This is a genomic window from Azospirillum sp. UENF 211521 (assembly GCF_058780535.1).
The window spans coordinates 887804-901064 of record NZ_JBSNCF010000001.1; the positions used below are offsets into that span (position 1 = coordinate 887804).

Consider the following 13261-nt stretch of genomic DNA (forward strand, 5'->3'; position numbering starts at 1 on the left):
CCGATGATCGCAACCATGACCCGCCCGAGTGTTGCCCTTCTGTCGCTGATGCTTTGCGTTGCCGCCGGTGCCGCATCGGCGCAGCAGCCGACACCGAACCGGACGACGGCCAACTATGACGATTGGATCGTGCGCTGCGAAATGGGGCGCGACGGTGCCAAGGACACGAAGGTCTGTGAGAGCGTGCAGACGGTTGCCGGGCCGGATGGGCGCATCATCGCGCAGACAGTGATCGGCCGGCCGGCCGGAGCCGCCAGCGACAAGATCCTCGTCGAGTTGCCAGCCGGCGTGTGGCTGCCTGACGGGGCGACCATTCGCGTCGGTGACAAGCCGGTTGTCTCGCTCGCCTTCCGTCGGTGCCTGCAATCCTGCTACGCCGACGCGGATCTCTCGAAACAGAAGTCTGGATGCCCTGGCGACGGCAACCCAGCCAATCATCCTGGGTTTTTCCGACGGTCCCGGCAAGGCAATGACCCTGCCGCTGTCCGCCAAGGGCCTGCGCAACGCCTACACGGCCAGCGTAGGAAAGCAGGGAGGCTGAAGCGATATGGTGAACGACCCTTGGGACTTCCGGGATCTCCCAGAGTGATGCAGGACGCGGGCTGACCTGCTCCCCAAGTTTCCTCCACTCAGAGTGCGAGTCCCCTCATGTGATGCCCTGAATGGGCGTTGATGGCAACCGGGGCCGGGGCATGCCACGGCCCGGGTTGCGGCGACGTCCGCGTGGCGACTTCGATCGGTGTGGCGCCGCCGAGGCCGGTGTGCGGTCGGAGGTGGTTATAGTCGCTCCGCCACGCCTCCAGGATGGCACGGGCATGGGTGAGCGAGGTGAACAGAGTCTCGTTGAGGCATTCGTCGCGCAGTCGCCCATTGAACGACTCCGCGAAGGCGTTCTGGAACGGCTTGCCGGGCGCGATGTAATGCCACTCCACCCGGCGTTCCTGCGCCCAGGCGAGAATGGCCATGCTGGTGAACTCGGTGCCGTTGTCCGACACGCACACGACCGGCCAGCCGCGGCGCGCGGCGATGGCGTCCAGTTCCCGCACGACGCGCCGGCCCGACAGCGAGGTCTCCGCCGCCAGGCACAAGCATTCGCGCGTGAAGTCGTCCACCACCGCCAGGATGCGGAAGCGGCGGCCATCGCTCAGGGCGTCGCTGACGAAGTCCAGCGACCAGCGCTGGTTCGGCCCTTGCGGCACGGCGACGGGGGCACGTGTGCCAAGGGCACGCTTCCGGCCACCGCGCCGGCGCACCCGCAGCCCCTCCTCACGGTAGATCCGCAGCAGTTTCTTGGCGTTCACCTTCCCCCCTTCGCGCATGAGCAAAAGCCCCAAACGCCGATGGCCGAACCGGCGCCGCTGGGCGGCCAGTTCCCGCAGGCGGATTCGCAACGGCGCGTCGTCCATACGCCGGGAGCGGTAGCGGACCGATGAGCGGTCCACGCCGAGAATGGCGCACGCCCGCCGCGGGCTGATCCCATGCACCGCCTGCGCATGGGCCACAGCCGCTCGTCGAGCCGCGGGCGTCACCATTTTTTTGCGGCCAGATCCTTGAGCACCGCGTTGTCGAGCATCGCTTCGGCGAGCAGACGCTTCAGGCGGACGTTCTCGTCCTCCTGCGTTTTCAGCCGCTTGGCTTCCGACACCTCCAACCCGCCGTACTTCGCTTTCCACCGGAAGAACGTCGCCTCGCTGACGCCGTGCTTGCGACAGACCTCCGCCGTCGGCCTGCCGGCCTCCTGCTCGCGCAGGATCCCGATGATCTGTTCCTCGCTGAACCGGCTCTTCTGCATGTCCGTCTCCTTGCTCGACGGACTCTAACTCAGCGTGGAGGAGTTTCCGGGGAGCAGGTCACCGGGTCAGTCTTATTGTGGTTTCAGGGTCAATTCGTGTGTGGTTCAGGGTCAGTCTATCTGTGGTCCGACAATTCACCGGCGGCCGAACAGCCGTTCGATGTCAGACAGCTTCAGCTCCACATAGGTTGGGCGTCCGTGGTTGCACTGACCGCTGTGGGGGGTGGCCTCCATCTGGCGGAGCAGGGCGTTCATCTCCTCCACGCTCAGGCTCCGCCCGGCGCGGACGGAGCCGTGGCAGGCCATGGTGCCGCACACATGCTCCAGCCGCTCCTTCAGCGACAGCGCGTCGCCCAGCTCCGCCAGCTCCTCGGCAAGGTCGCGGACGAGGCTCTTGACGTCGCTCTGTCCCAGCAGCGCCGGCACCTCGCGCACCAGAACGCAGCCGGGGCCGAAGCCCTCCACCGCCAGACCCAGCTCCGCCAGCTCGGCGGCGCGGCCCAACAGGCGGTTGGCCGACGGCTCGTCCAGTTCCACCAGCTCCGGGATCAGCAGGGCCTGCCGCTTCACGCCGCCCTCCAGAAGCGCGGTCTTCATCCGTTCATAGACCAGCCGCTCATGGGCGGCGTGCTGGTCGACGATGACGATGCCCTCGGTGGTCTGGGCGACGATGTAGGTGTTGTGGACCTGGGCGCGGGCCGCCCCCAGCGGGTGGCTGTCCAGCGGCGGAGCGGCGGCGGCCTGCGCCGCGTAATCCGGCGGGCGGGCGGCGGGCGCGGCCTGCCAGCCGGCGAGGCGGCCCTGCAAGGGCGGAAGCGGCGCCTGATGGGGCGCCTGGAAGGCGGTCGCCCGGTCGGCCAGCCCGCGCGGCACGACGGAGCCGTAGCTGCCGCCCCAGGACTGCGCCGGCTGCGGTCCCGGGCTGCGGTAGGGCAGGGGGGAGGGCGACAGGATGGTTCCGTCCGCGTCCACCCCGCTCTCCGGGCGCAGCGCGCCCAGCGTCGCCAGCCCCACGGTGGTCGAGGCGCGGTGCCCGGCCTCGGCCAGCGCGTGCTTCAGGGCGCCGACGATCAGCCCGCGCACCAGGCCCTGGTCACGGAAGCGCACCTCCGCCTTGGCGGGGTGGACGTTCACGTCCACCTCCTGCGGGTCGAGGTCGAGGAACAGCGCCAGCATGGGGTGGCGGTCGCGCGGCAGGAAATCGGCGTAGGCCGCCCGCACCGCGCCGACCATCAGCTTGTCCCGCACCGGACGGCCGTTGACGAACAGGTGCTGGTGGCGGGCGGTGGGGCGGTGCAGGGTGGGCAGGCCGATCCAGCCGGCGAGCGTCACTCCCTCGCGCGCCGCCTGCACCGGCACGGCGTTGTCCTGGAAATCGCGGCCCATCAGGGCGCCCAGCCGGGTCAGCCGGGCGTCGAGCAGGTCGCCCTGCGCCGCCGACAGGCGCAGCGGGGAGCGGTTGTCGCCATCCAGCGTGAAGGCCACGCCGGGATGGGCCATGGCCAGCCGTTCGATGCAGTCGCCGATGTGGTCAAACTCGGTCCGGGAGGCCTTCAGGAACTTCAGGCGGGCGGGCACGGCGGCGAACAGGTCGCGCACCTCCACGCGGGTGCCCTGGGCCAGCGCGGCGGGCTGCGGAGTCCCCTTCAGGCCGGCGTCCACGGTCAGCGCCCAGGCGCTGTCGGCGCCGCGCGGGCGGCTGGTCAGGGTCAAGCGGCTGACCGCCCCGATGGAGGGCAGTGCTTCCCCCCGGAAGCCCAGTGAGCGGATGTCCAGCAGGTCGTCGGACGGCAGCTTGGAGGTGGCGTGCCGCTCGACGGCAAGGGCCAGCTCGTCCGGCGCCATGCCGCAGCCGTCGTCGGTGATGGTGATGAGCGATTTGCCGCCGTCGCGCACCACCACGTCGATGCGGGTGGCCCCGGCGTCGATGGCGTTCTCCACCAGTTCCTTGACGGCGGCGGCGGGCCGCTCGATCACCTCGCCGGCGGCGATTCGGTTGACGAGCGTGTCGGGCAGCATACGGATCGGCATGCGCCAAATATAGTAGGGCCACGCATGGAATGCCACCATGAGCGGGGGCTTGTGCGGGGAGGGACGGTGGCGGCCCTCAGGCCCCGGCGAACAGCCCCTTCAGCCCTTTCAGCAGGCCGGTGGCCATGCCGGTGGCGACGTCGTCCATGCCGACCGAACGGACCGAGGCGAGGACGCGGGCATTCGGACCCTGGGCCCCGTCGGTGACCGCCCACAGGCTGGCGCCCTGGCCGGGCCGGGTGTCGGTGAGGCGTCCCAGCGCTCCCCCCTTGATGGCGCCGAGCAGCGGGCCGCTGCGGTCGTCTCCGTCCTTCAGCGGGATCATGCGCACAGGGGTGTCCTTCCTGCCGGACAAGGCGTCGAGGCCGAGCCGGTCGAAGGCGACCTGCATTTCCTTGCCGCTGTTGGGCATGCCGATGCCGATCACGCCGGCTTCCTCCTTGGCGCTTTCCTCGAATGGGTCTTTCACCCCGGCGGCGCGCAGCGCGTCCGGCATCTCGGGTCTGCTGAGGCCGTTCTTCGCCGCCAGCCTGTCCAGCAGGCCATGCGCGGCGCCGCCCAGGACGATCGGCTGGTCCTCGGGCAGGTTGAGCGTCTGGCGCAGCATGCCCATCGCCTCCCGCATGTAGTCGGCCTGCTTGAGATCATAGTCGCGGCGGGCGAGCATGGTCTCCATGCGCGCCGCCAACGGGTCCTTGGCCACCGGGTCCTTGGCCGCCGAGCCGTCGGCCTTCGGGACGGTGAAGGTGATGACTCCGGTCGTCATGGCCCGGAGCGCGTCGGGCGACAGGCTGACCGTGTCCACCGTGCCGTTGCGGCCGGTCGTTGGGGCGGCGGTTCCCGAAGCGGGGGCGTCGGGGCCCTTGGCCGGGGCCGGCTTGGCGGCCATGCCGAAGCTGGCGGGCGTTCTGCCGGTGACGTCGGTGACGGACATGCGCGCTTTCCCCCGCTTTTCGATGGAAGGGGCTTCGAACTGCATCCCCAGGTGGTTGTCGATAATGCCGTGTGCGGTCGAGGTTGTCCATGCGGCGGAACGGTCCGGCCGGGCTGCGGGCGCCCGGCCCGCTTCGTTCCCTCGGGCAATGAGTCGAGGGACGGCGCGTCGCCGTGTTCAGTGAAAAAATAAAGACGGAAATTTCGCTGTCATCTCCAGGAAAGTTTCATAAACATGCCAATGCATGTGGATGAATGAGACGTTTGAATATTGTTTCTTGCTGAGTAAATCTGCCGCTTCATCTAATTTATTTTGGGAGAAGTCCATGTCTGATACCCCCGTCACCTACGCCGCGCCGGTCGATGTTCCGGTGGCCCGGCAGCCCTTCGGCTTGGAGGGCTACAGCAACTCCCTCAACGTCACCATCGGCACGCCGAGCGGTCTGCTGCATGAGGTGCAGGTGGACACCGGATCGACCGGCGTCGTCATTCCCGCAACGCTGCTGATGGTCGACGGCGACACGTCGAAGGGGCTGGTCGCGGGCGTGGTGTCGCTCGGGCCGGCGCAGATCACCTATCACCCGTCGGGGAACACCCTGGCCGGTTGCCTCTATCTGGTGCCCAGCCTGTCGATCGGCGCTTCGCAGGACGATGCGAAGCAGGTCGCCTCGGTCTGCGAGGCCGGGCCGCTGGTGGTCTTCGGCGCGCAGTATGCCGGCAACACCGCCACACCCGATGTCCAGAACCCGGTCGATCCGGGCATGGGCATGATGGGCGTCGGCTTCGGCCGTCCGGCGTTGAGCTACACCGCGAACGCCGGCCAGTCCGATCAGGTCGTCTACACGCTGAGCAATCCGTTCCTGTCGGCGTCGGTGAACGGCCAGCCGCTCTACCCGTCCTATCTGCTGTCCTCGGCGGGGAGCGGGGCGAGCGGCTACATCACGCTGGGCGTGACGACCGCGGCGTTCACGGCCAGCCCCTTCAACGGCCAGACCGTCGCGCTGACCTCGGCCAAACCGCCGGTCACCGCCAACGTCACCAACGGCTGCAACTGCGCCCCGGCGTCGGGCACGCCCTGGCCGGCGGCGCCGACCCAGCCCTATTGGCTGACCGGCCCGGCGACCATCACCATCAGCACGGTCAACGACGCGCGGCCGCTCAAGGCCACCCTGCTGCTCGACAGCGGGGTCACCGGGGCGATGATGAGCGTTCCACAGGCGAAGGCCTGGACGGCCAATCTCGGCGGGGCGGAGATCACCGTCGCCGTGCCGAACGGGTCCAGCCCCGACGCGGAGCCGGTGATGACCTACAGCTTCGCCATGTCCAGCGCGGCCCCGGTCAAGGGCATCTTCGCCATCGACACCACGCTGTCCACCGCGGCGGCCCCGGCGTCGCTGGAGCCGGTCCTGCCGGACGCCGACATCGCCTTCGTCAACACGGGAATCAACCCGCTGCTGGCCTACAATTACTTCTTCGACGCGCAGCTGGGCCAAGTTGGCTTCGCCACCACAGCGGCGGTCACGCTGCCGTAAGCGGCAGCCGGTTCTGTCCGTGGAGCGCCCCGCCATCCCGTCTCGCCGTTGCGGGCCGGGACGGGCGGGGCGGTTCCAGGCACGGGGCGGTCACGCCGGGCCGGTCTTGTCGGCGGGGTGGCCGTCCTCCGGCGTTTCCGGTTCGCTGGGGGTGGCGGGGCAGCTGGCGCGGGACGGGCCGGTGACGACGTCGAAATCGAAATCAGACATGTTGGGACCTCCGGTTTGTCAGGGAGGCCGCCGTGACCGTCAGGGGGATTTTGCGTGCACCGCGTGCTGAAAACACAAAAGCCGCCTCGGGTCGGGCGGCTTTGGGTGCATCGTGGGTGTGCGATACCTATGCCGCCGGAATGTACCAGCGGTACCAAAATCGCCCCAGGAGGGCGGGAGAGGTGAGGCGCACGGGGTTCATGGCCTGCACCCTACGCCGGATCGCCGTGCCGCACAAGAGCTTCCTGCGGCCGGCGCCCGGCGCCTCGGTCATGCCGACGTGCGGCGCTCAGCGGTGCTTGCGGTACCAGCCGATCAGCCCGTTGGTCGAACTGTCGTGCCCCAGCGCGGCGGTCGGGCCGGTCTGGAGTTCGGGCAGGATCTTGCCGGCCAACTGCTTGCCCAGCTCCACGCCCCACTGGTCGAAGCTGTTGATGCTCCACACGATGCCCTGGACGAACACCTTGTGCTCGTACAGCGCGATCAGGGCGCCCAGCGTGCGCGGGTCCAGCTTTTTGAACAGGATGCTGTTGGACGGCTTGTTGCCCTCGAACACGCGGTGAGGGACCAGCGGCTCCACGGCCTCGGCCGGCTTGCCGGACTTGGCCATCTCGGCGCGCACCTCGTCGGCGGTCTTGCCGCGCATCAGGGCTTCCGGCTGGGCGAAGAAGTTCGACAGCAGGATGCGGTGATGGTCGCCGATCGGGTTGTGGGTTTCCGCCGGGGCCAGGAAGTCGGCGGGGACCAGCTCCGTCCCCTGGTGGATCAGCTGGTAGAAGGCGTGCTGGCCGTTGGTGCCCGGCTCGCCGAAGACCACCGGGCCGGTGGCGTAATCCACCCGCGCGCCCTGGCGGTCCACCGTCTTGCCGTTGCTCTCCATGTCCAACTGCTGGAGATAGGCGGGGAAGCGGTGCATGTACTGGTCATAGGGCAGCACGGCGTGGGACTTGGCGCCCCAGAAATTGACGTACCAGACGCCGAGCATCGCCATCAGCACCGGCATGTTGCGCTCCAGCGGCGCGGTGCGGAAATGCTCGTCCATGGCGTGGGCGCCGTCCAGCAACTCATAGAAGCGGTCCATGCCGATGCCGAGCGCGATGGACAGCCCGATCGCCGACCACAGCGAATAGCGCCCGCCGACCCAGTCCCAGAAGCCGAACATGTTGGCCGGGTCGATGCCGAACTTGCGCACCTCCGCCTCGTTGGTGGAGACGGCGACGAAATGCTTGGCGACATGGGCGGGGTCGCCGGCGCTCTCCAGGAACCAGCGCCGCGCGGTGTGGGCGTTGGTCAGCGTCTCCTGGGTGGTGAAGGTCTTGGACGCGATGACGAACAGCGTCGTCTCCGGGTCCAGCCATTCCAGCGTCTCGCTGATGTGGGTGCCGTCCACGTTGGAGACGAAATGCACGCCGATCTGCGGGTGCAGGTAGGGGGTCAGCGCCTCCGTCACCATCACCGGGCCGAGGTCGGACCCGCCGATGCCGATGTTGACGATGTCGGTGATCGGGTGGCCGGTGTAGCCGGTCCAGGCGCCGTCGCGGACCTGCCGGACGAAGCGCTCCATGCGGTGCAGGACGGCGTTCACCTCCGGCATCACGTCCTGGCCGTCCACCATGACCGGGCGGTTGGAGCGGTTGCGCAGCGCGGTGTGCAGGACGGCGCGGTCCTCGGTGATGTTGATCCGCTCCCCGGCGAACATGCGGTCGCGCCAGCCCTCCACGTCCTGCTGGCGGGCGAGGTCGAGCAGAAGGGTGCGAGTCTCCTCGGTGATCCGATTCTTCGAATAATCGAACAGCAGGCCGCAGGCTTCCAGGGAGAAGCGGTTGAAGCGGTCGGCGTCGGCGGCGAACAGGTCGCGCATATGGAGGGTCGAAACGTCCTGGCGGTGACGGGCCAGGGCTTCCCAGGCGGGCGAACGGGTGAGCGCTGACATTGGGATTTTGCCTCCTTCTCGCGTGCGCGGAGCCTAGCACCGATCCGTGCGCGCCGGGTACGCGCCAAAGCGGCGCATCCAACGTGCACAAAGGTCTAGGTGAAGCGGACTATGCGGGGCGGTGGATGAAACCGGCAACCGCTGCCCTGTGTTCTTTTCGGGACAGGAGGTGACCATGACCGATCCCAGCAAACCCGAACAGAATCCGCCGGTTCCGGTGGCCCCGGTTCCAGAGGATGAGGAACGCCGTGAGGACGGGCGGCCCGATCAGGTGGGCATCATCCCCGGCAAGGTGCCGGGCCGCCCCATCGACCCCGGTGATCCGCGCTTTCCGGGGAGCCAGCCGGATCTGGCGTGAGGGGGGTGGTCGCGTTGGGCCCCCACCCAACCCTCCCCCGCTTCGCAGGGGAGGGCTTTTCTCCTCCCCCTGCCAAGCGGGGGGAGGTCGGGAGGGGGCTCGTCGAAACACCGTTCCTCAACTTCCCCCGTCGATCGTCCGCGTCGCGGTCACCCCTTCCGGACGGCCGACCAGCACGGTCAGCAGCCGGTTGGGGTCGAGCAGCCGCTTGGCGACGCGCTGCACGTCCGCCTGGGTGACGCCGTTGATGAAGGCGTCGCGGCGGTCGAGATAGTCGATGCCCAAGTTGTCGCGCTTGACCTGGAGCAGGATGCGCGCGATGGCCTGGGTGCTGCCGAGCTGCAGCGGGAAGCTGCCGGTGAGGTAGGTCTTGGCGTCGGCCAGCTCCTCCTCCGTCACGCCCTGGTCGGCCATGCGCTTCCATTCCTGGCGCATGATGTCCAGCGCCTGACCGGCCTTGGCGTTCACCGTGTTGCCGCCGGCCATCACCAGCGCGGAATGGTCCATCGGGATCAGGTAGCTGTAGACGCCGTAGCTGAGGCCGCGCTTCTCCCGCACCTCCTCCATCAGGCGGGAGCCGAAGCCGCCGCCGCCCAGCACGTAGTTCATCACCGTCGCCGCGTACCAGTCGGGATCGGCGCGCTTCAGCCCGGTCTGGCCCATCAGCATGACCGTCTGCGCGGTCGGCCGGGTGGCGACCAGCGTCTCGCCCAGCCCCTTCGGCTCGACGTCGGGGATGGCGGCGTTCGCGGAGGTGGCGGGCAGGCCGCCGAACACGTGGTCGAGCGCGCGGCCCAGATCCTCCGGGCTGATGTCGCCCGCCGCGGCGACGACCAGCCGGTCGCGCCCGAAGCCGGTCTTCACGAAGCCGCGCAGGTCGTCCGGGGTGATCGTCGGCAGCGACTCCAGCGTGCCGCGGATCTCGTCGCCGTAGGGATGGCCGGGGTAGGCCGTGGAGTAGAACAGCCGCCGTCCGACGTAGTTGGGGTCGGCCTGATCGCGGCGCAGGCTGGACAGCACGGCGGCGCGCATGCGCTCCACCGCCTCCGCGTCGAAGCGCGGCTCGGCCAGCGACAGGCGGGTCAGCTCGAACGCCTCGTCGCGGCGGTCGCTCAGCGTGCGCAGGCTGCCGCCGAAGCCGTCGCGCCCGGCGTCGTAGCCCAGCGCGATGGCGTTGTCCTGAAGCCGCGCGGCGAAGGCCTGGCTGTCGTAGGGGCCGGCGCCCTCGTCCAGCGTGCGCGCGGCGAGGTTGGCGAGGCCCTCCTTGCCCTTGGGGTCGGACGCCCCGGCCCCCTCGAAGGCCCATTCCAGGGCGATGATGGGGACCTTATGGTCCTCGACCAGCCACGCCTCGATCCCGCCGGGGCTGACCACCCGCTTGATCTCGATGGCGGCGGCGGGGGTGGCGAAGGCGAAGGCGGTCAGGAGCAGGGTGAGGACCGTGACGATGGCCCCCTCCCTAACCCTCCCCCTCTTCGAGGTGGAGGGGATCGGTTCGGCGCTCAGGCCCTCCACCGCGGAGCGGGGGAGGGAGGGACCCGCGGAGCGGGAGGGAGGGGGCACGATGCGTGCGATCATCTCAGCTTCCCTTGTCCTGGAGCGGCAGCAGAAGGCCGGTGACGTGGTTGGTCTGGCCGAGAACGGCGCGGGCGGCGGCGTTGACCTGATCGGCGGTCACCGCGTCGATGCGCACCGGCCAGTTCTCCACGTCGTCGATACTCTGGCCGGTGGCGATGGCCGCACCCAGCGTCTGGGCCGGGCCGGTCAGGCTGTCGCGGGCGTAGGCGGCCTCGGCCAGCATGCGCTTCTTGGCGGTGGCCACTTCCTCCTCGGTCACGCCCTTCTCCACGACCTTCTGGATCTCGGCTTCCAGGGCCGCCTCCAGCTTGTCCATCGCGACGCCGGCCGCCGGCGAGGCGCCTGCCGCCAGCGAGGTCATGTCCCAGGACGACGGGCTGTAGCCCAGCCAGGCCGAGGTGGCGATGCGCTGGTCGACGACGAGGCTGCGGTAGAGACGGGAGGTCGGGCCGCCGCTCATGATCTCCGACAGCACCTGGAGCGGGTAGGCGTAACCCTCCTTGTCGGTGCGGTAGGAGGGTGCGAGCCAGTTCCGGCGGATCGAGGGCTGGCGCACCTCGTCGTCGCGCAGGATGACCCGGCGGGCGGCGCTGATCGGCGGCTCCTGCACGCGGACGCGCTCCGGCACCGGGCGGGCGGGAATGCTGCCGTAATATTTCTCGGCGAGCGGCTTCAGCTCCTCGGCCGTCACGTCGCCGGACACCACCAGCACGGCGTTGTTGGGCGCGTACCAGCTCTTGTAGAAGGACTCCGCCTCCTCCCGCGTCAGGGTGGCCATCTCCTGCGGCCAGCCGATGATCGGCGTGCCGTAGGGGTGGTGGACGTAGAGGGTGGCGTTGACCTGCTCGCCGATGCGGTCGGCGGGCTCGTTCTCGATGCGCTGGCGGCGCTCCTCGATGATGACGTCGCGCTCCGGATAGACCACCTGATCGGTGAGGCGGAGGTTCGACATGCGGTCGGCCTCCATCTTCATCACCAGCTCCAGCCGGTCGCGCGCCACGTTCTGGAAGTAGGCCGTGTAGTCCCAGGAGGTGAAGGCGTTGTCACGCCCGCCGTTCTTGGCGACGATTCGGGAGAAGGCGCCGGGCGGCACCTCCTCCGTCCCCTTGAACATCAGGTGCTCCAGGAAATGGGCGATTCCCGACACGCCGCGCGGCTCGTCCGCCGCGCCCACCTTGTACCAGACCATGTGGGTGACCACCGGCACGCGCTGGTTGGTCACCAGCACAACCTGCATGCCGTTGGACAGGGTGAAGGTCTCCGGGAAGAAGACGCCCTTCTCGGCGGCGAAGGCCGGCGTGGCGGCGGGGGCGCCGCCGGCCAGGGCGAAGGCCAGCAGGCCGGCGGCGGCGAGCCGGCGCCAGGGCCGTTTCCAAGGAGGGGGAGCGGTGGGGCCGTTGGGGAGCATGGGCCTCTCGTTGGCAGCGGAGGGAACGGGGCGGAGGGAACGGGAATGCAAAGGGGGCGTCCCCGTCCGGGAACGCCCCCTAGATACTGGTGCGGCGAGCCGCCCGGAACAATGCCCTGGAATCGGGCCCCTGAACGGAGCCCGGGAAGCGGCTTAGAACAGCCCTTCCAGCGGCGCCCGGCGCTTGCGCTCGATGGTCGGGACGGTGCCGTCGTTCAGCGCCTTGCCGGTGGCCTGGGCCTCGCGCAGGCGCTGGTTTTCCTTCTTCGGATCGACGATCTCGTAGGGCTGCTCCTGCGTCTGCCAGAACAGCAGGGAGTCGATCCAGCTCTTGTCGGCGACGACGAGCTGGGTCGTCTCCTGGTCGACCTTGTTGCGGATGCCCGGCTCGATGCCGCCCTTGGCGCCGGCCTGGGCGATCAGGGCCGACTCGCCAGCGGTGCCGGCGGTCGCCGTCCGGCCGCCCGCGGCGGTGGCACGCGACGAACCGCCGAAGACCGAGGCGGCGGCCACCGCGGACGACGTGGCGTCCTGCGGCCGCGCCGCGCCGGGGCGCGGCTCCGGCAGGCGGGTCAGGCTGGGCGGCATGGTCAGCGGCGCGCGGGACACGACGGTGAACTCGTCCGGGCTCGTGCGGTCGAGGCCGATGGAACGGCGGACGTCGGTGCATCCGGTGAGCGCCAGCGCGACGAGCGCCAAGCCCAGCAGCGGACCCCGCCCCAGGGCCCGCCCGAGGGAGCGAGTGGAGCGCCGCGCGATGGAGGAGGCGAAGGAAAGCATGGTCACGTTCGAGTCCCGTCGTCTAGTCGTCAGGCCGCTTGTCGTCGGGCCGCGTCCCTTATAGCGGCTCCGTCGCGTGAACTATTACGACTTTTCGCGGCCGGCGAACAGCCCATCCAGCACGAGAAGCGCCACGCCGACGCTGATTCCGCTGTCCGCCACGTTGAAGGCCCAGAAATGCCACCCTCCGATGTGGAAATCGAGGAAATCGGCGACGGCCCCGTAGAGGAAGCGGTCGATCACGTTGCCGATGGCTCCGCCGATGACCATGCCCAGGGCGAGCGCGAGGTAGCGCCGGTCGGCCTGCCGCAGCCAGAGCAGCAGCGCCACCACGATGGCGAAGGCCACCGCGGCCAGCACGTAGGGCATCCAGGCGTGGGAGCTGCCGAAGGTGCCGAAGCTGACCCCGGTGTTCCAGGCCAGCACGAGGTTGAAGAAGGGCGTGACCTCGATGACCCGTGGATAGGGCTGCATGACCACGTCGAGGATCCACCATTTGGTGAGCTGGTCGAGGACCACCACCAGCGCGGCAACGGACAGGCCGAAGACCGTGTAGCCGCGGCTGCCGGACGTGGAGAGGCTGCTCATGGAGTGCTCCGAAGAGTGAAAGGCGTCCAGGCCCCCTCCCTAACCCTCCCCCGCCTTCGGCGAGGGAGGGGATCAAACTCCCTCTCCCGCGAAGCGGGGGAGGGATGGGGAGGGGGCC

Annotated in this window: 11 protein-coding genes; 3 read left to right on the forward strand and 8 right to left on the reverse strand. The window is 69.3% G+C overall.

The window, feature by feature from the left end; genetic code table 11:
• Positions 1 to 3 precede the first annotated feature (3 nt).
• Positions 4 to 606: an invasion associated locus B family protein gene (locus ACWPN5_RS04105; protein WP_492294401.1), complete on the forward strand. Its 603-nt coding sequence runs from the start codon at positions 4 to 6 to the stop codon at positions 604 to 606.
• 23 nt (positions 607 to 629) lie between these two features.
• Here the strand turns inward: ACWPN5_RS04105 and ACWPN5_RS04110 are convergent.
• The 3 genes from ACWPN5_RS04110 to ACWPN5_RS04120 all read right to left on the reverse strand — a co-directional run bounded on the left by ACWPN5_RS04110 (position 630) and on the right by ACWPN5_RS04120 (position 4757).
• Positions 630 to 1792 (reverse strand): IS3 family transposase gene (locus tag ACWPN5_RS04110; protein WP_492294403.1). Its coding sequence is split into 2 segments (ribosomal slippage): positions 630 to 1534 and positions 1534 to 1792, totalling 1164 coding nucleotides; the frame shifts between segments, so codons are not numbered across the junction.
• A 135-nt stretch (positions 1793 to 1927) separates the two neighbouring features.
• Entirely contained in the window at positions 1928 to 3823 is a 1896-nt protein-coding gene (mutL, locus tag ACWPN5_RS04115; protein ID WP_145689004.1) for a DNA mismatch repair endonuclease MutL, read from the reverse strand.
• A 76-nt stretch (positions 3824 to 3899) separates the two neighbouring features.
• Positions 3900 to 4757, reverse strand: coding sequence for a hypothetical protein (locus ACWPN5_RS04120; RefSeq protein ID WP_492294406.1), 858 nt, complete (start codon positions 4755 to 4757; stop codon positions 3900 to 3902).
• A gap of 325 nt (positions 4758 to 5082) precedes the next feature.
• Here ACWPN5_RS04120 and ACWPN5_RS04125 point away from each other — a divergent pair, with 325 nt between their 5' ends.
• Complete coding sequence (locus ACWPN5_RS04125) at positions 5083 to 6288, forward strand: hypothetical protein (RefSeq protein WP_200479918.1); 1206 nt, start codon at positions 5083 to 5085, stop codon at positions 6286 to 6288.
• A gap of 499 nt (positions 6289 to 6787) precedes the next feature.
• Here ACWPN5_RS04125 and pgi read toward each other — a convergent pair whose 3' ends face one another.
• Positions 6788 to 8431, reverse strand: a complete 1644-nt coding sequence (gene pgi / locus ACWPN5_RS04130; RefSeq protein ID WP_145689007.1) for a glucose-6-phosphate isomerase — start codon at positions 8429 to 8431, stop codon at positions 6788 to 6790.
• Between the two features lie 175 nt (positions 8432 to 8606).
• On the opposite strand from pgi, the gene ACWPN5_RS04135 reads away from it, so the two are divergent.
• On the forward strand, positions 8607 to 8789 hold the full coding sequence (locus ACWPN5_RS04135) for a hypothetical protein (protein ID WP_145689008.1): 183 nt from the start codon (positions 8607 to 8609) through the stop codon (positions 8787 to 8789).
• 117 nt (positions 8790 to 8906) lie between these two features.
• On the opposite strand, the gene ACWPN5_RS04140 is transcribed toward ACWPN5_RS04135, so the two are convergent.
• The 4 genes from ACWPN5_RS04140 to lspA all read right to left on the reverse strand — a co-directional run bounded on the left by ACWPN5_RS04140 (position 8907) and on the right by lspA (position 13143).
• Positions 8907 to 10367 (reverse strand): M16 family metallopeptidase, encoded by a 1461-nt coding sequence (locus ACWPN5_RS04140; protein WP_492294408.1) that lies wholly within the window; start codon positions 10365 to 10367, stop codon positions 8907 to 8909.
• A gap of 1 nt (position 10368) precedes the next feature.
• On the reverse strand, positions 10369 to 11775 hold the full coding sequence (locus tag ACWPN5_RS04145) for a M16 family metallopeptidase (protein WP_492294410.1): 1407 nt from the start codon (positions 11773 to 11775) through the stop codon (positions 10369 to 10371).
• Between the two features lie 153 nt (positions 11776 to 11928).
• Positions 11929 to 12555 carry a DUF3035 domain-containing protein gene (locus tag ACWPN5_RS04150; protein WP_211111723.1) on the reverse strand — a complete coding sequence of 209 codons (627 nt, stop codon included), beginning with the start codon at positions 12553 to 12555 and terminating at the stop codon, positions 11929 to 11931.
• Between the two features lie 84 nt (positions 12556 to 12639).
• Positions 12640 to 13143 (reverse strand): signal peptidase II, encoded by a 504-nt coding sequence (gene lspA, locus ACWPN5_RS04155; protein ID WP_014239673.1) that lies wholly within the window; start codon positions 13141 to 13143, stop codon positions 12640 to 12642.
• Positions 13144 to 13261: the final 118 nt, after the last annotated feature.

Excerpts from the sequence above, each read along its gene's own strand:
- ACWPN5_RS04105 (WP_492294401.1), top strand. The coding sequence starts at position 4 with ATGATCGCAACCATGACCCGCCCGAGTGTTGCCCTTCTGTCGCTGATG.
- mutL (WP_145689004.1), bottom strand. The coding sequence starts at position 3,823 with ATGCCGATCCGTATGCTGCCCGACACGCTCGTCAACCGAATCGCCGCC.
- ACWPN5_RS04120 (WP_492294406.1), bottom strand. The coding sequence starts at position 4,757 with ATGTCCGTCACCGACGTCACCGGCAGAACGCCCGCCAGCTTCGGCATG.
- ACWPN5_RS04125 (WP_200479918.1), top strand. The coding sequence starts at position 5,083 with ATGTCTGATACCCCCGTCACCTACGCCGCGCCGGTCGATGTTCCGGTG.
- pgi (WP_145689007.1), bottom strand. The coding sequence starts at position 8,431 with ATGTCAGCGCTCACCCGTTCGCCCGCCTGGGAAGCCCTGGCCCGTCAC.
- ACWPN5_RS04135 (WP_145689008.1), top strand. The coding sequence starts at position 8,607 with ATGACCGATCCCAGCAAACCCGAACAGAATCCGCCGGTTCCGGTGGCC.
- ACWPN5_RS04140 (WP_492294408.1), bottom strand. The coding sequence starts at position 10,367 with ATGATCGCACGCATCGTGCCCCCTCCCTCCCGCTCCGCGGGTCCCTCC.
- ACWPN5_RS04145 (WP_492294410.1), bottom strand. The coding sequence starts at position 11,775 with ATGCTCCCCAACGGCCCCACCGCTCCCCCTCCTTGGAAACGGCCCTGG.
- ACWPN5_RS04150 (WP_211111723.1), bottom strand. The coding sequence starts at position 12,555 with ATGCTTTCCTTCGCCTCCTCCATCGCGCGGCGCTCCACTCGCTCCCTC.
- lspA (WP_014239673.1), bottom strand. The coding sequence starts at position 13,143 with ATGAGCAGCCTCTCCACGTCCGGCAGCCGCGGCTACACGGTCTTCGGC.